At 39.1% G+C, this 21,157-nt stretch carries 16 protein-coding genes; 2 read left to right on the top strand and 14 right to left on the bottom strand.

The features are described from left to right. Positions 1 to 18: 18 nt before the first annotated feature. From BAU15_RS02545 to BAU15_RS02525, 5 genes are all read right to left on the bottom strand, one after another. Entirely contained in the window at positions 19 to 1,572 is a 1,554-nt protein-coding gene (locus BAU15_RS02545) for a hydantoinase/oxoprolinase N-terminal domain-containing protein (protein WP_161841169.1), read from the bottom strand. Next, a complete protein-coding gene (locus tag BAU15_RS02540) occupies positions 1,562 to 2,656 on the bottom strand; it encodes a DUF917 domain-containing protein (RefSeq protein WP_161841168.1) in 1,095 nt (364 codons plus the stop codon). The genes BAU15_RS02545 and BAU15_RS02540 overlap by 11 nt, the downstream gene beginning before the upstream one ends. A gap of 3 nt (positions 2,657 to 2,659) precedes the next feature. Beyond that, complete coding sequence (locus BAU15_RS02535; protein WP_161841167.1) at positions 2,660 to 3,952, bottom strand: cytosine permease; 1,293 nt, start codon at positions 3,950 to 3,952, stop codon at positions 2,660 to 2,662. A gap of 144 nt (positions 3,953 to 4,096) precedes the next feature. Next, complete coding sequence (locus tag BAU15_RS02530) at positions 4,097 to 5,569, bottom strand: PucR family transcriptional regulator (RefSeq protein WP_237580110.1); 1,473 nt, start codon at positions 5,567 to 5,569, stop codon at positions 4,097 to 4,099. A gap of 511 nt (positions 5,570 to 6,080) precedes the next feature. Further along, a complete protein-coding gene (locus BAU15_RS02525; RefSeq protein ID WP_161841166.1) occupies positions 6,081 to 7,904 on the bottom strand; it encodes an APC family permease in 1,824 nt (607 codons plus the stop codon). Between the two features lie 320 nt (positions 7,905 to 8,224). Between BAU15_RS02525 and BAU15_RS02520 the strand changes: the two genes are divergently transcribed. Beyond that, the gene (locus BAU15_RS02520; protein WP_161841165.1) at positions 8,225 to 10,159 is read left to right on the top strand and encodes a fructose-1,6-bisphosphatase; all 1,935 of its coding nucleotides are present in this window, start codon (positions 8,225 to 8,227) and stop codon (positions 10,157 to 10,159) included. A 173-nt stretch (positions 10,160 to 10,332) separates the two neighbouring features. On the opposite strand, the gene BAU15_RS02515 is transcribed toward BAU15_RS02520, so the two are convergent. The 3 genes from BAU15_RS02515 to BAU15_RS02505 form a co-directional block, all read right to left on the bottom strand. Then, a complete protein-coding gene (locus BAU15_RS02515; RefSeq protein ID WP_161841164.1) occupies positions 10,333 to 10,569 on the bottom strand; it encodes a hypothetical protein in 237 nt (78 codons plus the stop codon). A 20-nt stretch (positions 10,570 to 10,589) separates the two neighbouring features. Next, entirely contained in the window at positions 10,590 to 11,900 is a 1,311-nt protein-coding gene (locus tag BAU15_RS02510) for a PTS sugar transporter subunit IIC (protein ID WP_161841163.1), read from the bottom strand. A 237-nt stretch (positions 11,901 to 12,137) separates the two neighbouring features. Beyond that, on the bottom strand, positions 12,138 to 13,517 hold the full coding sequence (locus BAU15_RS02505) for a glycoside hydrolase family 1 protein (RefSeq protein WP_161841162.1): 1,380 nt from the start codon (positions 13,515 to 13,517) through the stop codon (positions 12,138 to 12,140). Positions 13,518 to 13,687: 170 nt separating this feature from the next. Between BAU15_RS02505 and BAU15_RS02500 the strand changes: the two genes are divergently transcribed. Further along, complete coding sequence (locus tag BAU15_RS02500) at positions 13,688 to 14,455, top strand: MurR/RpiR family transcriptional regulator (RefSeq protein WP_161841161.1); 768 nt, start codon at positions 13,688 to 13,690, stop codon at positions 14,453 to 14,455. Between the two features lie 114 nt (positions 14,456 to 14,569). On the opposite strand, the gene BAU15_RS02495 is transcribed toward BAU15_RS02500, so the two are convergent. From BAU15_RS02495 to BAU15_RS02470, 6 genes are all read right to left on the bottom strand, one after another. Next, positions 14,570 to 16,222, bottom strand: coding sequence for a MutS-related protein (locus BAU15_RS02495; RefSeq protein WP_161841160.1), 1,653 nt, complete (start codon positions 16,220 to 16,222; stop codon positions 14,570 to 14,572). Positions 16,223 to 16,341: 119 nt separating this feature from the next. Then, positions 16,342 to 17,004, bottom strand: a complete 663-nt coding sequence (locus tag BAU15_RS02490; RefSeq protein WP_161841159.1) for a hypothetical protein — start codon at positions 17,002 to 17,004, stop codon at positions 16,342 to 16,344. Then, positions 16,979 to 18,196, bottom strand: a complete 1,218-nt coding sequence (locus tag BAU15_RS02485) for an ABC transporter permease (RefSeq protein WP_161841158.1) — start codon at positions 18,194 to 18,196, stop codon at positions 16,979 to 16,981. The genes BAU15_RS02490 and BAU15_RS02485 overlap by 26 nt, the downstream gene beginning before the upstream one ends. Next, entirely contained in the window at positions 18,193 to 19,071 is an 879-nt protein-coding gene (locus BAU15_RS02480) for an ATP-binding cassette domain-containing protein (protein ID WP_161841157.1), read from the bottom strand. Before BAU15_RS02480 ends, BAU15_RS02485 begins: the two co-directional genes overlap by 4 nt. A gap of 60 nt (positions 19,072 to 19,131) precedes the next feature. Next, positions 19,132 to 20,295, bottom strand: a complete 1,164-nt coding sequence (locus BAU15_RS02475; RefSeq protein ID WP_161841156.1) for a sensor histidine kinase — start codon at positions 20,293 to 20,295, stop codon at positions 19,132 to 19,134. Further along, positions 20,283 to 20,960, bottom strand: a complete 678-nt coding sequence (locus BAU15_RS02470; RefSeq protein WP_161841155.1) for a response regulator transcription factor — start codon at positions 20,958 to 20,960, stop codon at positions 20,283 to 20,285. Before BAU15_RS02470 ends, BAU15_RS02475 begins: the two co-directional genes overlap by 13 nt. Positions 20,961 to 21,157 lie beyond the last annotated feature (197 nt).

Here is a 21,157-nt window from a genome sequence, read left to right as displayed (position 1 = left end):
ATTAACAGTTTTCAGCTTTTAAGCTGTCCCTAATTGTAATTTGCCAGCAACTTTCACTTTGATATTGGCTGCTTGTTTTGGTAAATAGGCAATCGGAATAACTTCGACAAAGATTGTTTTTAAGTCGTCCTCAATTGCGCCTGCAGCAATGGCTTCTTCTCTAGCTTCTTTGATTGCCATTGCAACGACTTCTTCTTGGCTTTGGTCTTCCAACGAATAGACTGAATTAACTTCACCTGAAACTTCACCTAATGCTGCGCCGATTGCATTTGCTGCATCATAGTTTTCAGGAATGATGACTTCTGAAACACCATTCATTTCTGTAGGTAAGATAATACTCCCTCCGCCAACTAAAATAACTGGAATTTCATTGCTATCTGTCTTCATTTGATCAATCGCATCTTCAACCAATTCTTTGATTTTTTCCTTAGAACGGCGAATTAACTCTGGATCTAACGTTTGTGCAGTTGCCCCTGTCACAGGATGCTCGGCCTGATTTGCAATCGCGATATCCGTTGCACATAAGACTGTTCCGCCAAATGAGCGACTTTCTTCTAAGATACGATACCCCAAACTATCTGGTCCTACTCGTAACTCTTCTTCCAGATGAATAATTGTGCCCCCACCTAAACCAATTGATAGCACATCTGGCATTCTGAAATTTGTGCGAATCCCACCAATGATTGTGGCAAGTGAGGATTCCCGAGGAAAACTATTCTTCAGTACGCCAATATCCGTTGTTGTGCCACCCACATCGACCACTAAGGCATTTTCTTGTTTGCTCAAATGAGCCGCGCCACGAATTGAGTTTGTTGGTCCACAACCAATCGTCAACACGGGATATTGGAGGGCTTTTTCTAAATCCATCAAGGTACCGTCATTTTGGCAGATAAAAACGTCAGCTGATAGATTATTATTGTGCAAGGCTTGTCTTAGACCGTTAATCATTTGTTTAATTGTCTGAGTCAATGCTGCGTTTAAGATGCTGGCATTTTCTCTTTCCAATAAACCAATTGAGCCGATTTCACTCGATAAAGTAACTGGCACATTCAACTCTTCTCGAACAATCGCAGCAACTTTAATTTCTTGCTCCTTATTGACTGGCGAGAACACACCGACGACAGCGACTGCCTCAACTTGACCTTTCATTTGTTGACAGACACTACGGATTTCTGTTTCGTCAATCTCAGCAATCAGATTGCCATTGTACTCATAACCACCCGCAACAATCGCTGACTGTGCACTCATCTTGGCAGCCAAATCTTCGGGCCAACCAACCATTGGAGCGACTGCTGTAGTAGCTGGTTTCGCTAAACGAATGATGCCGACTTTACTAAGATCTTTTCGTTGAACAATCGCATTCGTACAATGCGTCGTCCCCAACATAACGGCATTAATCTTGTCTGTCGAAATTTGAGTCACTTGTAAGATTTTTTTGATTGCCTCATCAATCCCTTGACTGACATCAGCCATCGTTGGACTCTTAATTTTTCCGATACAGTGTAAATTTTCATCTAAAATTGCGCAGTCGGTATTCGTGCCACCGACATCAATTCCTAATCTATAATACATAGGCTTTTTCTCCCATCAATTCTTCCACTGGCTGATAATCTACTTGATAGCCGAAATATCTTGGACCCGCGACTTCAATCCCTTTTTCTGTCCGCCATTTTGGGTCACAAGGTAAAGCAATCACATGAATGCGCGCCCCGTAGCGTAGCGTTTCTGTAGTGATTGGCCGACCTGTTTCATAATCTAAGGCACAGATTAAATCGGGTGTCGAAGCAACGACTTGACCATCTTTTTTTGCCAATAATAATTCATTTTGGAATAATAATTCTAATTCTTCGCCTTTGTTGCGACTGATCCCAGTCATCGTTGCTCGGCCTCGGGTAAACCCGCCTTCAACATTGCGTTCTATATGATTAATTTTCCCTTCAAATAAAGAGAAGCCATTCAAACGAGTTAGTAAGCGTTCAACCGGTGCGGTGGTTTCCTTCATATTGGTCAACTCTGCACCAATCTGCCTAGCCAAGCTTAAGGTTCCACGAATCGCACATTCCTTCACGACTTTCCCTGGAAATACATTGTCCACCATGTTGGCACTGCCACCCATGACATCCGTAATCGAGCGCGCGATTTTTTCAGACCATTCACCATCTTTAGGATAGAAAATCACCCGATTTCCTTGACTATCAGCCATCGCCACGATTTCCGGTTGATAACCTTTCAAGAAAAAGGTCACCATTTGTGATTCTGGAAACGCACGCCCCATGGCATCCGCATCAACAATCGGTAAGCCCATTTTAGCCGCACACGCGATTGGTAACAATGAGTTACCACCACCAATCTCGATAGGCATGATAGCCTGCGTTCTTTCTGGGAAAGTTTCCTTAAGTACTTCTGCCGGACCATAGATTTCCTCTTCAGACGCAATTTTTTCGTTAGAAACAGAAGGTGCACCAATCGCACCAACAGGCATCACTAACGCATCATCATCCAATTCTTCTAATTGCAAAACCTTGACGGGGCCGTATTTTTGAATCGCCTGCAGTGCCATCAAACGTCCGACAAATGGGTCTCCACCTCCACCCGTTCCTAATAAAGTAGCCCCAATCGAAATATTTTCCAAATCTTCTTCCGTAATCCATTTCATGAGTTATTTCCGTCCTTTAGTTAATTTTGTAAGAATCAAGTAGCAAGCGGCAGCTACGATAATACCATCTAAAGCTGAGACGTTTGTCAGTGTGAATAAACCAAAACCAGCAGGTGGCTGGCTTGTCATGAAAGCGACTAAGCTACCAACTACCCACGAGATAATCGAAATCGGATAATAATCTGGCAATTTCTCTTCATAAGAGGTCTCATATTTTTCCTTATAAAAGAAGTAATCCATGACATAAATTCCTGCAATTGGCGAAACCAACACGGTCACAATTGATAGGAAGTTTTCAAACATGCCATAAATACCAAACATGGCCATCAAAATACCTAAGACGCCACAAATGAATGTGATAACTTTTGGATTAACCTTCTTAAAGACGATTGAAAAATCTAGAGAGGCTGAATAAAGATTGTTGGTATTCGTAGTCCATTGTGCCAAAGTCAACACCAAAAGGGAGGGAATCCCCAAACCTAATGCGAAGAAAACTGCCGTCAAATCAGCTGTGTTCATGACTTTAACTAAGATTAAAGAGACAATAATCATAAAACTGTTCCCAATCGTAAAACCAACAAAGCCAGCAATCATGGCATGCTTAGGATTCTTCGCCCAACGCGCAACATCCGGTGTCATCACAACACCCACCACATAAACACCAATCACTAAAGAAATGGCCAAACCAAATGAAATCGATGTTCCTTGAGGTGCCGCTGACAAGCCTTCAACACCATTTCTATTTAGCGACATAACCGTTGCAAGGATAATCAAGGCAGCTAATAGTGGTACTGAATACGTACAAAGTTTTTCAATCGCTTGATAGCCCCAAAAAGCGGATAACATCATCAAACTACCACCAATTAAGGATAATAACCAGGCAGGAAAATTGATTCCTGTTAATTGATTAATAGCAGACCCTATATTTTCTGCAAAGAAACCAATCTGAACACCAAACCAACCTAATGAAGAAATACCCATAATTGCTCCCATTACTAAGACGCCTTTCTTACCAAAAGACATTCTAGAAATCATACCCGTTGATAAGCCCGCTTTAACTCCGACATATGACGTCCCGATCGCCATAAGTCCTAAAATAACTGAGCCAATAATAACTGCATAGATGGCCGTCCAAAATTCCATTCCTTGTGATAAGGAAATACCCATGAACATACCAGACAAATCGATACCAATCGCAATCCAAACCATACTAATCGATAGCCAATGTTTCCGTTCATTCTCAGGTACACGTTCTCTTTCATAATTTCCCGAATTCGTTTCTACCATTTCTTCCATACTTACTCCCTCATTTCTGAATATTCTGATAAATGAATATTTTTATCATTATAGCTAAGTCTTGATACGCTGACTATGTTATTTCGACAAAATAAAAGAAGCTATATTGTCGTTTCTGACAAACATAGCTTCATTTCAGCAATATCACTTATATTTCCGATAGTATATTAAGTTTTTAATCAATAAATAGCGTGAAGATATGTGAGAAAAAGAGAGGCCCAAACGTTCCTGAGCTCTTTTCAAACGATATTTTATTGTATTATTATGCAAAAATATCTGCGCAGATGTTTCATTTATACTCTCATTACAATCTAAAAAGAAAACGGCCAGCGTCTCAATCAATTCCTCATCTAAAAATTGTTCCAAAAAGATTCGTTCAGTCTCACGCGTAACATCTTTTAATAGGTACAAATCTTCTGAAGAAAAATAACACTTCGTAGGAAAGACTTTCTTTCCATCTTCTATTTGCTCAGCAATCAATGTCATTTGTTCAAATACAGTATCCAAGCCCAGAAACTCACGACTGACGAAATAGTAATCACTCTCTGATCGAGAAACTTCTGCTAGGTTTGGCTGATCACTCGCATTCGTCAATAGCCAAGCTAGATCTTGTTCTTGGTAATACATCCCTTTTATTCGATAGACTGGCTGTTTTTTAGGTCGCACGATTTGTTGACAATGAACTCTGAGAGGCTGGGTCAGGTCAATCCCTTCTTTTTGCGCTAACAAGGAAGCTGTTTGAAAATCACCTGTTTGACAAGCTGAGAAAAATTGTTGTCCGATATTCAGCAACTGTTCTTCTCCGAAATACCTGATGGTTTTTTCTACAATCCTTTGAATAACCTTGAGTTGTTTATCTACAATTGGTTCTCTTCGAAAAAGAGATAAGTAGTACGACTGAGAAAACGTTGAAAGTGCCAGTCTGCTGTCTGTTTGGAAATAATAGTTTTGCTTAAGCTCTAATGCCACATTCTTCTTTGATTGATTGACCTGCCTTCCAGCAATAATTCCTCTCAGGTCATGATCCAGGCTTCTCGGCCATGCTTTCGACAACAAAACTTCATCTTCTTGACTCTTGATGAACAGACTACATTTAAATTTGTCCGATAAAATACTTAAGCTTGTCTCAATCTGATTGGGTGCAGGAAGTTGGCGAATCGTCTCTAATAAAACCTCTTGCCATTGATCCAAGTCTGCCTCTTCTTCGCTGATATGAACCAATGCTTCGGAAATCACTTCGCTATAGCGTAAATCCATGCGATTTGTCGGCATCAAGATGAGCACCATCTCTAACTCATCCATTTTAGCGATAACTTTCTCTGAAACTTCGGGCAAAATTAGGCCTACATAATATAAAATGATGCCTAGCTGGTTGTGTTGGTGCAGCACGGAAAGTATCTCTAGCTGCTTCTCCACTGAGTCAGCAATTTGTGCAAAGGATGTCAATACCAGTTCATTCCCAGAATATTCACCCTTAATCGGCATGCGACTATACAACTCCGGTTCAGATATCTCTAACACAGAAATCGTTGTGACCAAGCGCTGACCCTGAGACTTACCAGCAATGATTTTTGCCCCTTTCATCGAAGACAGCTTCAATACATCTTGAACATTCAACTCTACCCCTCCATTCAAAAAAAGCGTTTGAACCATTGTATCAAAAAATGAGAAAATTATCATTGAAGATTTTTTGATGTGCTACGTTGCTACTTATTATCGGATGAAAAAAGATCGAGCGATTCAAATAGAAAACCCTTGTAAAGGATAACTTATGAGCCTACAATGAAGAGAGAAGAGACATGCGAGAACATGCTTCTAGCTCTAAGCCGCAAAAGACGGTAACTGTCTTCAAAATTTAATGCAAAGCACTAAACCATCCGACTCGCTAAAGTTGAAGGATGGTTTTTGTGCGTGTTACTGTTTGTCGTTTAACGCGATCATGAGACTTAAAGTACGGTGGGATCAAAAGCAACTCCTTAATAAATAATAGAAAAGACCGTGAAAGATACGTAATAAAGTAATTACGTTTTCTCCACGGTCTTTTCTTTTGTTGTCTAGTCTAATTGAACTGATTTAACCAATCAGCCAAATTGAATCTATTTGGCTGCAAAGTCTCTTTCAGCGCCGTCTATTTTTTCAAATGATAACTATAGGTAGCGACGACGATGTTTTGGCGCCAAGATAGTCGTAGTCTTAGGCGGAGACTTGTTTGGTTGTGTAGAATATTTTGCCAACGATGATTAGGCACAAATTGCGGAATTAAGACGGTTGTCGTGTAATTCTGCTGGATGGCTTTTTTGCTGACCAAATCAACATAGCGAATGATTGGTGTTTCAATCGAACGATAGGATGAATGGACGACTGAGAAACGGACATCTGGGAAGTTTTCCCGGAACTCGGCTTCAATCTCCTTCTCTTTCTTAACATCTTCATCAAGTGAGACGTGCATCGCCACGACATAATCACCGATGGAGCGGGCATAGTTCAATGCACCAACATTTGCTCTGGTCACATTTCCTACTAATACTAAGACGGTATTTCCTTCAAATTCATGGGCAACAGCCTTCTCTTCCAAACGAAGTTGCTCTGCGACTTTTTTATAATGGTCATTAATTTTATAAAAGATAAATAGAAGGATTGGCATAATGATAAAGAATGGCCAAATATCTAGCAGACGATACATAAATAAAATCACAATAATACTGAATGAAATGGTGGCACCGACAATATTGGCTAAGGATTTACGCAACCATTTTTCACCGGCACGCTTCCAATGAATGACCATCCCTGTCTGAGATAAGGCGAAGGGAATAAATACGCCAATCGAATAGAGCGGAATGAGACGTTCGGTTGATCCATGGAAAATGAATAATAATAGAATCGAGCCTGCTGCTAAGGTGATAATCCCATTTGAATAACCCAAACGGTCACCACGGTCTTGATACATATGTGGCATAAATTTATCTTTGGATAAGTTAAAAGCTAAGACTGGAAAAGCGGAGAATCCAGTGTTTGCTGCGACAGCTAAGATTAAGGCGGTACTAAATTGCAAGACGTAATACATAATCCCTGATCCGAATACGGCTTTACCAATTTGGGCTAAGACAGTGACTTCTGTTTCTGGAACAATCCCATACCAATAGTTGATAAAGGTAATTCCAACGAAGAAGAAGCCTAAGATTGACGCCATCATTGCTAGCGTCCCTGCTGCATTCTTAGCTCTAGGTTTTTTAAAGAACGGCACAGCATTACTGATGGCTTCAACCCCAGTTAAGGAAGAGGAACCAGATGAGAAAGCCCGTAAGATTAAGGCAATTGAAATGCCTGGCACGACCGTCCCTGGAACAGCGGTGGCATTCAGTGGGACTGCGCCTGTTACAATATTAAATAGACCAATAAAAATTAAAAGAGTAATAATACCAATAAATAAATAAACGGGGAAAACTAAAAATCCGGCTGACTCACGCAAACCGCGCAGATTGAGCATCATAATCAAGAGCACGATAATCACAGAAATTGCGACTTGATGGTTATACAGAGCCGGAATCGCCGAAGTAATGGCTTCTGCACCAGCGGAGACAGAAACGGCCACCGTTAGCATATAATCAATCAATAAGGAGCCACCTGAGATTAGCCCAGCATTCTTACCTAAATTCTCACTACTAACGACGTAGGCACCGCCTCCATGAGGATAGGCATGAATGATTTGACGATACGACAAGGTCAATGAAATCAATAACACAATTACGACTGCGGCGATTGGCAAGGAATACCAAATCGCGGCACTAGATAAGGCCACCAGGACCACTACAATCTGTTCAGTCCCATACGCAATAGAAGATAATGCATCGGAAGATAACAAGGCCAAGGCCGCAAACCGGCTAAGCTTTTGTTCATCATTCTCGGCAGACTTCAATGGTTTACCTACCAATAATCTTTTTAAATAATCCACTTTCCAACACCCTTCCTTCTATCTTGTTTATTTTTATTGTACCTAAAATAAACAGATAAACAAAACAGTATGCTACGCTCACTGAACAATAAAGTCAATGAAAATTTCAATAATTTTTCGTAAGAAGACGCTGAGCAAAACGTGGAATTCTCTGTCAGTTTCTCATTTAAAAAAATAGTGGACGCATCTTGGTAGAAAATCGGACAATTATTTCATCATAAGTGCTCCAAATACAACTATACCTAAATTGAATAGACCCTCCCAAAAACCACTATTTTATGCTATTGTATAACTAGACCAATTTCACAGGAGAGAATTATATGACGCAGAAAAAATATTTTGACTTACTGGCAAAAGAATTCGAAAATAGTGGCGAAATTATCACTGAATTAATTAATTTAGAAGCCATCTTAAATTTACCTAAAGGAACAGAACTATATTTGAGTGATATTCACGGAGAGTATCCAGCCTTTGATCATATTTTACGGACGGGTGCGGGTAATTTACGCGGGAAGATTAGTGAATGCTTTGGTGATACCTTGTCCGAAACTGAGAAAGATGCCTTCTCCTTATTAGTTGCTTATCCGAAAGAAATTCTGAAGGACCCTAATTTTTTCCCAGAAAAGAATCATCAGTGGTATGAGAAAACAATTCTTAAATTAATTCGACTATTAACTTATGCAGCGTCCAAATATACACGTTCAAAGGTCCGCAAAGCCTTACCTAAAAATTATACTTATATTGTGGAGGAGCTGCTCTACACAGACATCTCGCTGAATGAGAAAGAGACCTACTATCAAGAAATTTTGACGCGTTTGATTGAATTAGGCGAGGCACCAGCTTTTATTGTCGAAGTCTCAACGAGCATTCAGCGACTAGTTTTAGATCATCTGCATATTGTCGGCGACTTATTTGACCGTGGCCCCAATGCTGACAAAATTATGGACCGCCTGATGTCTTATCATTCACTGGACATTCAGTGGGGCAATCATGATATTCTTTGGCTAGGTGCCCATGCTGGCTCTGAAGCCTGTTTGTTGACCCTCTTACGGATTGCTGCTCGCTATAATTATCTGTATGAGCTTGAAAGTGCTTATTCATTAAACTTGCGACCGCTATTTTTATTTGCAGAAGATACGTATCAAAAAAATGCCGGATTTGCACCGAAGGCCCGCAAGGAAGGCAAAGCTTTTCAACCTGAAAGCGACGAACGTTTGGAAAAAGTTCATCAAGCCTTAACTATCTTACAGTTTAAATTAGAAGGACAAATCATCCAACGCCGACCAGAATTTCAGATGGCAGATCGTCTGTTGTTAGACAAAATTGATTTGGAAACTAATCAACTGCAACTAACAGATCAGTCTCATCCCTTAATTCATGCTTGTTTCCAGACTGTTTCAGCTGACCAGCCTTATCAATTATCGGAAGAGGAAAAATATGTCGTGCAAAGTCTCATGCACTCTTTTCAACATTCTGAAAAACTGCAACGACACATGAAATTTTTATTGGCAAAAGGCAGCATGTACTTAGTGTATAATAATCACTTGTTGTATCACGGCTGTATTCCACTTAACGAAGACGGACGCTTCATGGAATTAAAGATTGACGGCGTGTTCTATTTCGGTAAATCTCTGTTGGAAGAATTCGAGAAAAAGATTCGCCAGAGTAGTTTATCACCCGCTGTTCACGACGATTTAGCCACCGATTTAATCTGGTATAGTTGGGTTGGAAAAGCTTCACCCTTATTTGGTCGGAGTGCTATGACTACCTTTGAACGTTATTTTATTGAAGATAAACAGACGCATAAAGAAATTAGTAATCCCTATTACCAATTGAGAAATACGGAGAAAACTTGCCAGATGATTCTGACACATTTTGGCTTAGATAGTCTAGATTCAAAGATTATCAACGGACATACGCCGGTAAAAGTTACAAAAGGTGAATCGCCAATTAAAGCCTCAGGCAAACTTTTTGTGATAGATGGCGGATTGTCAAAAGCTTACCAAGAAACCACCGGAATCGCAGGCTACTCCCTATTAAATAATTCCTTTGGCTTTCAGATTGTCACGCATCAACCGTTCCATTCTATTCCACAACTATTAGAAGAACGGCGCGATCGAACTTATTTGAAGAAAGTCATCGATGCCAAGGTCAAACGAACGCTAATCAAAGAAACAACAATTGGTGCCAGCATCCAGGAACAATGCCAGGTGCTGACTGAACTTTTGAGCTATCTTAAAGAGAAGAATCGATGAGGAGAAAACTGACTAGATTAGCGAAACTCATTTGAATAGTAAATAAAATCAGACACCGTCACTTGACAGGTGCCTGATTTTTTTGTTGAAAATATTAGGGTGGGAAGAGATGGGATTGTCGTCACTGATATTAATTAATGTGACCCTTTTTTTCACTACCTTATACTATGATTCTAAAAACCTTTTCTGAACTGAGACATATATTTTATTTGAAGTGTGGTTCCTAAGATAACTGTTGCCACAATAGTTGGATATTCTGAATTGATTAATATACTGATTGGAACTGAAAATAGAATTCCTAAGATACAGCCTAATAAAACCCAGCGGAATTTCCAGCGAGTTAACAAATCAGACTCTCTAAAATACCATTGAACCAATAGTATTAAGCAAAAGCTTAAAAATATAATCATTTTTGTCCCCTCTTTCTTCGTTACTCTGCTGAGACTTCTTTAAACTCACCTTTTTCTTGCTCTACTTGAATTTTTTCAAACATTTTGAAAAATGGGTAGTAAATTGCCAAAGACACGAAGAAGCAAACAAAGACCATGATTAGTGCCACGATATTCCAATTTGAAGTAATCAAAGCTCCCAGAGGTGCAGGAATAGAAAATGGCGGTTTAACCATCATTTTAGGCATCAAATTTAGTGCCGTTACGATATAAACCAAAATAGTATTCACGATAGGTACTAAGATAAATGGAATGGCTAATAGTGGATTCATAACGATTGGTGCACCGAAAATAACTGGCTCATTGATATTAAATATTCCTGGTAAAATCGAAAGCTTGCCTAACTGTTTTAGATATTTAGATTTAGAAAACATAAACAATACGACTAATGCTAAAGTTGCACCAGTCCCACCCATTTGTGCATACCATTGATAAAATTGCTCTGTGAAAATATTTGGTAAGTGGAAAGCACTTGTTCCGTTTTGGAAAAGTTCAGCATTTTCTAAAATAGCTTGATCCCAGAATGGTCGAATAATTGGTCCTAGAACGGCATGTCCATGAATCCCCAAAGCCCAAAATACACAGATAAAGAATTGAGTAATAATACCACCAAATAAATTATTACCTGTTAAGAACGCTTTAAGTGGTGATATTGCGATGACTAGAAGATCATTTAAATTAAAATTAAAGAAATGTCGAGGAATCCAAAATAATAATACTACGAATAGTGTTGGTAATAAAGCCGCAAATGATTCCCCTACGACTGGTGGTACACCATCGGGCATTTTTATTTCTAATTTCTTTTCTTTAGTGAAACGATAGATTTCTACAGAAATTAAGGCAGCAATAATTGCAGCGAATAATCCTTGAGAACCTAAAGGTGTAATTGGAATATAGCGGCCAACTGCAATGGTATTTCCTGCAGTATCTACACCTTCAGCTAAGTTGACAGGCATGACCATAAGTAAAGTAGCGAGCATTGATAAAAATCCACTGGTTGTCTTATCTAATTTATAGCTAGAGCCTAGATAAGAACCTATAGTAAAAGCTGCATATAATGACATTAACCCTACTGTGAAACGAAATGGAACATCTAACGCAGAAATGTATGGTGCAATGAAATCTGCATACCCTGGTACTGGTAAATTCAATAAAATCGTGAAAAATGAGCCGACAATCGTCAATGGTAAGATTGAGATTAAGCCATTTCTGACTGCTTGTAAATGTCTCTGCTGTCCAATTTTATTTGCTATAGGTAAAAGTTTCATTGCGACTGAATCCAAAACTTTCATTATTTTCACTCCTCGTAAAATATATTTGCGCAAATTTTATCGTCGTATTTCTTCTTTTATACTGATAATTTCAACACTAGAAAAGCAACGACTTCCCAACAATGCTCATGTTTTTAATTAATTTACTATCTCTATGCTGATACTTGATTAATTAAAGTTCGGGGTAGCTTTCCTATGCAAATTTATTGAGAAATAGTCTTCTTTTCTAGTGTTTCGGACTAACAACTTCATATTTATTTAATCAAACCCTTTATTTTCAATAACCGTTTTAAACCATAACCCTGATTTCTTGACCGTTTTTTCACCTGTTTCTAAATCCATACGATAAAACCCATAGCGATTTTTGTAGGCGTTGATCCATGACCAGCAATCGACAAAAGTCCACATATGATACCCTAGACAATTGCTGCCCTCAGCCATCGCTTTATGCAACCACTGAAGATGCTCTTTGACAAAATCAATCCGATAATCGTCTTGAACCATCCCCTCTTCTATAAACGCTTCCTCATTCTGTATTCCTATCCCATTTTCTGAAATGAACCAATCGATATTGCCATAATCATTTTGAATTTTTTTTGCGATATCGTACATCGCTTCTGGATAAATCTCAATTCCTCTAGACGTATTCATCCGGCGTCCTGGCATAATGTAATCATCGAAGAACCATTCCGGTGAAAATATTCCATTGACATCAACTAGATATTCTTTGGCCTTCACTCTTCGCGGCTTGTAATAATTCACACCCAATAAATCGATTGTTGTTTCTTTAATCAAAGCTAAATCCTCTGAGGTAACCTCTGGCATCTGATCATATTGTTCAAGAATTGGTCGCAATTCTGCTGGATATGCTCCTTTTAAAATTGCTTCATTTAGACTACGGGTATAAAATAAATCAGCCATTTCAGCCGCTTTTAAATCAGCTGGATTTTGACTTCTAGGATACACCGGAATAATATCCATAATGATCCCAATCTTGCCCTGATACGCTGCTCGATATGATTTGACTGCTTCACAATGCGCCAAAATGATATGATGCATCACTGTTGCAGCTCGCTTAAAATCAACGACATAAGGGTAGTGACGATCGTGTAAATAACCAGCTTCTGCCGGAATCATCGGTTCATTAAAGGTAAACCAATACGCCACCAAATCATCAAATAGTTCGAAACACGTTTCAGCATATTTTTTAAACGCCTCAATTACCTCACGATTCTCAAATCCTCCTTTCTCTTGTAATTTCATAGGCATATCGAAATGGTACAGATTGATAAATGGTTGGATACCTTTTTGATTAAGCTCCTCTAACATGTTGCGATAAAAGCGAACGGCTTCTTGATTGACTTCGCCAACACCGTCAGGGATCAGCCGTGACCACGAGATGGATGTTCGAAATGAGTTAAACGAAAGATCCGCCATTCGTTGAACATCTTCTTTGTATTCCTTATAGAAAGTTGACGTTTGTTCGGTGGTCACTCCTTGATAAAATCGATAGTTATATTTTACTGATGAATAATCCCAAATATTTTCCCCTTTCTGATCATTTGCTTCTCTTCCCTCTGATTGTGTCGCACTAGTTGCAGCGCCCCAAAAAAAGTTTTTTGGAAATGTGTACTTCATATTCGTCCTCCTAATCGCCTTGCAGAATGCGTTTTCAAACTCTATAATGAAGTATATCACCTGATGGAACGGCAAAGTTAAAATTCCCGATGATTGTCTGAATGCCCGACCATTGTCAATTGTCACATAAATGTATCAAGGCGTGTCATAAAAGGAGGACTCGTTTAGCCATGTTATTTTTAGATTATGTACCCGAATTAACTCCTCTAGAAGATGAAATCTATCACTACGTTGCCCATCATCTAAAGGAAGCCTCTCGAATGAAAATCAAAGAATTAGCAGCTCAAACACATACCAGTACAGCGAGCATTGCACGTTTTTGTCAAAAGTTTGAATGTAGCGGCTACAAAGAATTTCAAGTAAAATTACGTCTTTACGAGGATTCCATCAATAAAACACAGATATCTGACAGTGACGAATCTCAATATGTCGACTTCCTTATGCGATTGAATCAACCATTCCTATCTAACAAAATTCAAGAAGCAGTCGACATTTTACTAAACAAGGAACTGGTCTTATTTTTAGGCTCTGGTTCCTCAGAGACAATTGCCGAGTACGGTACGCTTTATTTCACGAATCTTTCTCAGTCTGCCTTGCGAATAGAAGATCCTTCAAATTACCCTATCCAATGGTTTCCAGAAGATATTCTTAAAAAGACCTGCATTATTGCTCTATCTGTTTCAGGTGAAACCAAAGAAATTATTCATTATTTAAAACGTCTAAACACGAAAGGCTGCGCGATTATTTCTATTACCAATACAGAAAAATCAACAATCAGCCGCCTCTCAGATTTAAATATTCCCTATTACATCACTCGTGAAACAATCTATAAATCAAGCAGTAACAAAGAAAAAACGATTGAGCTAACCTCTCAATTACCAGCTCTGCTACTAATCGAAAAGATTGCTAAACGTGTGCGGCTCAGTAAAAACATCTGAAAAATTCAAAAAAATGTCATCTACCAATTATAGGCAGATGACATTTTTATCATTTTATTAGGATACATCCAGATTTCTTCTTGTTATCCCACTATCTTTTTATTCGAATATTTCTTACAGCACTTGCCATTGTCTTGTTGCATCGAAGCCTTCCGCTTCTTCTTTTGCTTTAGCGACGACTTCTTTTGGATAATTCATGACTTTAAGTAGTTCGATCGCATTGCGGGTTTTCGATGGTCCTTGGCGTAGCTTGTAATCAAAGGTAATGCCGTGTTCTTTCGTGACTTGCTCTTCGAAATGGACATTCTTACAACTATTTTTTAGTATTTCAGTCAATTCGATATCGTGAGTTGCGACAAACGCGATCGATGGATAATCACTTAGCCAATCAACGACACTGGCTGAGGCCGAGATTCGTTCGATGGTATTGGTTCCCTTCAAAATTTCATCGACAAAACAGTAACATCTTTCTTCCGTCTTGGCCTTATCCAGCACGCGCTTGATGGATTTAATCTCAGCCACAAAATAGCTATCGCCTTCAAAGATATCATCCTCAACGGCCATTGAAGTGAGGACATGACCTTCTTGTAGGGTGAAATTTTCAGCGACTGCGGTTTGGATTGTCTGAGCTAAAATACAGCTGATTGCGACGCTTTTAACATACGTCGATTTGCCTGAAGCATTGGATCCTGTGACTAGCGTATTGTCTTGCCAGTCAACATCGTTCATAACAGCTTTAGAGAGTAGTGGGTGATAAATCCCCTCAGAAACTACACCACCTTTAGCAAAATTAGGTTGGCAAGTAATCGGCATATACGTTCTGAAATTTAAAACGGCTGCAGCGACTTCATATTGTCCCAGAATATCCCATAATTTTTTGGCTTTTCCTTGATTTTTTTCAAGGTGATTCAGCACATAATGGTATGAGATAAATGGTAACATGAACATGATATTGATATAGTCGAAAAGCATCTCTGCTTCACTTCCCACTTTGACACGAAAAGAAAAGCCGAATTTAGGAATACTTTTTAATGGAGCTAAATATTCCATCAATTCTTTTTTCAACGGAGAATCAAGCTTGACGATAGCATTCGCTGCAGAAATTGTTTGTACAAGATAACTCATACTATTCAGTTCTGTATCTAACGTTTGTTTTTTGATGAGGTAATAGACGGTATTAAAACAGATAGAACCTATTATCGTTAGAATGCCTACCATCGGTTGAACGAAAGCTATCCCAAACCCGACGAATGGTAACAAACCTAAACAAATATAGAGCCACTGATTGGCAATTTGTTTCGATTGTGCATCTGAAAGATACTGCTTCACAAAATTATTGTCTTTCTTGCCCAATCTTGCAAAGTGAAACTGGATATCTTCGCGTATTTTCGGCTGTTCTTGATAAAATTGAATCAATTTCTCCATCGTTTGATTGTCTTTATTATCAAAATTATAATTTCTTAACCGCTGATAAAGCGCTTCTGAACCGGTACTTGAATAGGTTGCATTAATCAATTCAAAGACTGCAAACATATCTAAATCGTACCAAGTAATGTCATCGACTTCACTAGTAAATTTTTGGTAGGCACTTGCCGCTTTCCAGGCTTCCTTTAAGCTTGTTTCCTTATCAAAGCGTGGTTGATTTGGCTGTTTGCCCCACTTCATCTGAACTAATTTTCGCAATTTTATACGATTCGAAATTTCTAATCCGATAATTGCGACAAAAATTGCAACAAAGACTAAAATAATAAACATGGTAGTTGTCATAAGAGACCCTCGCTGATTCGTTTTCTTTCTAGTTTAACACTTCACAAAAGAAAGGAAAAGGGACTTTAGACGGATACGTAAGCGATCCATCAAAAAGGTGTGTGGATAACATGTGAAATCTAATGGGCAGATTTATTTCGTGTATCTATACGGAAATTACTGATTGGTTTCACTCTTCCTTGATAAAGTATACTGACTCCTATAAACAGTATACCTACAAGTAACAATAACAGTTTGCGATCTTTTAATGAGCTTCCCAATGTAAATAAATAGAAGCTTTTTAGATAGTGATCTCCGGTGAACAGACAAATAATATAATAGAACAAGGGAAACATCAGTGCGACAATCACTTGCTGACTAAGCAAATAGCCGATTGAAAAGAGCCCGCCTAAAAATAGCGCATCAGAAAAACCGCTGATGAGAAATGGCATAAAGGCAATCGCTGCATTCTGGAGCTGAAATAATTCTAGCAAACCGATAATCAGACAGCCTAAAAAAATCAGGATGGAAACCAATCTTAATAAAAGAATTTCTACATACGGTATCTTTTTCGTCCGAAGTACCGCCAAAATCTTTTCATCATCTGGTGAGAAGAGTGGAATAAACAATGACAGGCTAATGAAAGGAAAAAAATGTTGAAAGAGATACGCTGATTGATTGTAAGTACCATTTTTTACACCAAAAATTACTGGGAAAAGAAGTGTTAGAACAACAGCTAATCCAGCAAACGGCCAAAAATGAGCGGTCCAAAATACCTTAGTTATCTTTGCCTCTTTTTGCAAAGAAACCGCCCCCTTTTCGTTTCCAGTCTGCTAAAACGCAGCTGACAATAAAACAAATAATCCCAAAACTCAACCAAAACACACGATTCTTTATCAAGTCAGGCAACATCCGATAAAATATCTCTGTTTGCCCCAATGCGTTGAAACGTGGAATCAGGCTCATGCCAACAGAACCGACCAAATTCAGGCCTTGATTCATTAGCGATAACAACCAGATGACTAGTTGAACGATGATGCTAATCAGTCCATTAAAGAGCGTGGTCACTAAAAAGCTTAAGCCGACCACTGCGACAATCGTCGGAACTAACCAGCCGATAATATATTGATAGAAAAGAAAGAAGGAGCTTACTTGTTGATATTTATGTGCCACAAAAACCGCTTGTAATGCCGGCATTAACGTAATTACGATTACAGGTAAAAGAATCAAGGTACAGGTGGCAAAAAAACGCGTCGCATAGAGCTTTATCGTCGATACTTTTTTGGTGTGAATAACTAATTGAGCGTTTGCCCGTTTATCCCGTAGAACAACTGTCGCAGTCAAAAACACCGGTAGTAGTGCTAAAATAATTCCCAGATAATCACACGTCAAGCGAGCAACTGCTCCCGAAACATGATCAACAGTCAGGACCTGATTAAATTCATCCTGCGCGTCTTCATAAGTCAAAGGTTCGGTAGCGAGGCTTTTGTAGCGAGCACTCGAAAAATCAGAGCCACTACCAATAATTTTCTCGACCTGCTGCATATCCTTTTGAAACGTTTGATAAGCATACGTTTTTGCCAGTGGAAATGTTGCAGAAAACTCATCAACATCTGACTCTTCGCTCTGATTTAGCGCTGCATCAAACCATTTATCCAAGTTGGTCAATGACTGCCCACTGGCTTGTTCAAGTATTTCAGCAATCTTTGCTTGCTCTTGTGCGGAGGCTGTCACCGCTCGATAAATCCCAAAAGGATAAGTTGTATAACTATTTTCTTTATATTGTAAAAAGAGTTGGAAAATCGTTTGCTGCTGAATACTCTTTTTATTCATCGTCGGTCGAGTCCCATAAGTTTCCTGATTGGGACTAGGTTCTTTTAAGGCAACTGAGTTCAGGCCAAGCTGCGTATAGATAAAGATGCCTAAGAATAGGACGAATATTACGTAAGTCAAACTTTTGGCGGTTAGTTTAATTTCTTTCCCCAGTAGACTCATTTGATCCCCTCCGACAATAAATAGAGATAGGCGTCTTCCAAAGAAGGGACTTCTTCCTTCACTAGTGGATGCTGCATAATTGTTGAATCTCCATGGCTTATAAATCGAACATCAACCAGACTACTGTCCTGCTGTAGACTAATGATTTGGACTTGTTTTTTTAGCTCGTCTAATTCAGTCCGTGGAATTTGGACACTGAAAATTTTACCATTTGCCCGCATAATTAATGCCTCAATCGTGTCAGCAAACAAAATTCGGCCTTCATCCAAAACAGCCACTTTTTCAGCCGTTGCCTCAATATCGCTGGCAATATGGGTCGATAATAAAACAATTTTATTTTCACTCACCTCAGCTAATAAATTTCGAAAACGTAACCGTTCTTCTGGGTCAAGTCCCGCGGTCGGTTCATCGACCACTAACACATCGGGATTATTTAACAAGGCTTGCGCAATTCCCAAACGTCGTTTCATGCCACCCGACATCGCTTTTACCTTGACTCGTTTATGGATAGATAAATTCACTTGCTCCAATAATTGAGGCACGCGTATTTTCCGCGTCTTGTTATCCAGTTCAGATAGTATGCCTAAATAATCTAACGCTTCATAAGCGGTCATATTACCATACATCGAAAAATCCTGTGGCAGAAAGCCAATCTTGGCACGGATTTCTTTTTGCTTATGAATAGACACACCATCAATGGTCACCGCCCCCTCCTTGACAGGTAACAAGGTCACCAAAGTCTTCAATAGCGTCGTCTTACCTGCTCCATTTCGCCCGAGCAAGCCGTACATTCCTGTAGTAATCGTCAAATTGATGTCATGGAGAATTTGTTTTTTTCCATAATATTGGTTTAAATGTTGAATCTGTATTTCCATAAATATTCCCCTCCTTGACGATAGTTTACTAAAGAAATCTCTATAAATTCTCTACGTTCCTCAGTTATCCGAGCAAGAAAAAATCAGGGTCACGATTGCTCCACCATTAACCCCATTCGCTAGTTTAGTCAATCCTCCGTGCTTCCGCGTTAAGATCTCTGCAATTGCTAGTCCCATCCCAAAATGAGTGTCTTTATTTTGGGAATAATAGGGTTCTTTAGCTCGATTAAGTTCCTCTTTTGAGAAGCCCACTCCGTCATCCTTAACAAATAGAGTCAGGTAGTTTCCACGAATTTCTAACTGAATCTCGATTTTTTCTTTCGCAAATCGATAGGCATTAGTAAGAATATTTTCCATCGCTTCCTGAACTATTTTTAAGTCAAGCATCATCATGCTTTCAGACGCTTTCACTTTGATGACTATTTGCTTATCTGGGTACAGGCTAGGCAATTCGTTCAGATTATCAACAAATCGACTGACCAAAACAGGCACCTTTAACAGAGGAATCTCTTCAATCTTTTGGATCTCTTGCATGGTTTTTGAAAATTCCGTCAACCGGATAATCGTTTCTTGCATTTTACCTGCCAATTGGTAGAACTTTTCTTCCTTCAACTCGCCTTGTTGAAAATAGACTTCTAGTAAGTCTAAATTATTCTGCAAAATCGCCAATGGTGTCCGCATATCATGCGAAAAAGCTGAGTTTATGGCTCTCTGATCCTGATTAATCTGAGCGAACTGCTTCTCTTGTTTTAAGAAAAGCTTTCTTAAGGAATCAATCTCACGAGAAATTTTTTCAAACTCATCATACGTTCTATAGAGATTCGACTGGTCAAAGTCTCCGCGTTTCATCGCCAACAGATTCTCTTCTAAAATCTGGATGGGTTGTAAAATATTTCGCTTATAAAATAAGCCGACAACAAGATAAATACCGATAATACTATAAAAGTAGACAGCCATCGTCCGAACCATTTCTAAGCAAAAGATAGCCATTTTGATTTCCTCAGGCAGACTTTCTGGAGGCCGAAAACGTAACAGATTTGAGAGAGTCTGAAGTGCCGTTGAATCATCTAGAAGCAGCTGCTCCCAGCTGACACAAATTGCGTGAGTCAATAGCGTTGCAGTCATAGCACTCAGCACCCCACACGTAATATAGAAGAATAAGGCTTTGTTCAATTTTCGGTTCTTCATTACCAGACGTTCCACCCAGTCATTTAACCAATCCATTGATACCCCTGCCCCCAAACTGTATGAACCACCTCTTTTTTCGTATATAGAAGAAATTTATTTCTAATTCTGCGAATATGCTCCATAATAATATCTTCATTTCCTTCTTTTTCATACTGCCAAAGATGTGTATAGATCATTTCTTTTGAGCAGACCCGCGGTACGTGTTCTGTAAGATAACTGACAATCTCAAACTCGACTTTGGTCAGCTGCAGAGAGTCGCCTTTCACAAATACCTGCTTCTGCTCCTCATCGATTGAGATATCGCCAAAAAATCGAATACTCGGATTAACTGTCTCTCTACGGCGTTCTTCTCTACGTAAATGGGCCGCAATCCGGTAAGAAAGTTCTTTCAGACTAACCGGTTTAATTAAATAATCATCGCCACCGACTTGTAAGCCACGAATCCGATTCTCTTCCTCTTCCCTCGCCGATAAAAATAAAATCGGACAGCTAACCTCGTTCCTAATTCTCTGACATAACTCAAAACCATCAATCTCTGGCATCGAGACATCTAAAACGATGAGATCAGGAACCGCCTGCAGTTTACTCAAGCCTTCATTCGCACATTTCGCAGTATAAACAAGGTAGCCTTCCATTTGAAAATATTCTTTAAAAGAAGAGAGTAAATCAATTTCATCATCGATAATCAGTAATTTCTTCATTTCCTCCGACCTTCCGTGTTCCAATTACTTAAATAGTACTAGATTAACAAAAATTAGCAAGAACTAACCAAGCTTATCCTCAGTGATTTATCTAGAAAAGGGTTGCCACCTCTATTGGAAATTCCAAGCTGACGACAAAAAAACCGATTAGGAATTTTATATCCCGATCGATTTTTCTAGTTGCTTTTCACTTATTT

This window comes from Candidatus Enterococcus huntleyi (genome assembly GCF_009933175.1).
GTDB lineage: Bacteria > Bacillota > Bacilli > Lactobacillales > Enterococcaceae > Enterococcus_K > Enterococcus_K huntleyi.
This window is presented reverse-complemented; position numbering and strand designations above follow the sequence as displayed.

Excerpts from the sequence above, each read along its gene's own strand:
- BAU15_RS02545 (WP_161841169.1), bottom strand. The coding sequence starts at position 1,572 with ATGTATTATAGATTAGGAATTGATGTCGGTGGCACGAATACCGACTGC.
- BAU15_RS02540 (WP_161841168.1), bottom strand. The coding sequence starts at position 2,656 with ATGAAATGGATTACGGAAGAAGATTTGGAAAATATTTCGATTGGGGCT.
- BAU15_RS02535 (WP_161841167.1), bottom strand. The coding sequence starts at position 3,952 with ATGGAAGAAATGGTAGAAACGAATTCGGGAAATTATGAAAGAGAACGT.
- BAU15_RS02520 (WP_161841165.1), top strand. The coding sequence starts at position 8,225 with ATGACGCAGAAAAAATATTTTGACTTACTGGCAAAAGAATTCGAAAAT.
- BAU15_RS02515 (WP_161841164.1), bottom strand. The coding sequence starts at position 10,569 with ATGATTATATTTTTAAGCTTTTGCTTAATACTATTGGTTCAATGGTAT.
- BAU15_RS02510 (WP_161841163.1), bottom strand. The coding sequence starts at position 11,900 with ATGAAAGTTTTGGATTCAGTCGCAATGAAACTTTTACCTATAGCAAAT.
- BAU15_RS02505 (WP_161841162.1), bottom strand. The coding sequence starts at position 13,517 with ATGAAGTACACATTTCCAAAAAACTTTTTTTGGGGCGCTGCAACTAGT.
- BAU15_RS02500 (WP_161841161.1), top strand. The coding sequence starts at position 13,688 with ATGTTATTTTTAGATTATGTACCCGAATTAACTCCTCTAGAAGATGAA.
- BAU15_RS02495 (WP_161841160.1), bottom strand. The coding sequence starts at position 16,222 with ATGACAACTACCATGTTTATTATTTTAGTCTTTGTTGCAATTTTTGTC.
- BAU15_RS02485 (WP_161841158.1), bottom strand. The coding sequence starts at position 18,196 with ATGAGTCTACTGGGGAAAGAAATTAAACTAACCGCCAAAAGTTTGACT.
- BAU15_RS02480 (WP_161841157.1), bottom strand. The coding sequence starts at position 19,071 with ATGGAAATACAGATTCAACATTTAAACCAATATTATGGAAAAAAACAA.
- BAU15_RS02475 (WP_161841156.1), bottom strand. The coding sequence starts at position 20,295 with ATGGATTGGTTAAATGACTGGGTGGAACGTCTGGTAATGAAGAACCGA.
- BAU15_RS02470 (WP_161841155.1), bottom strand. The coding sequence starts at position 20,960 with ATGAAGAAATTACTGATTATCGATGATGAAATTGATTTACTCTCTTCT.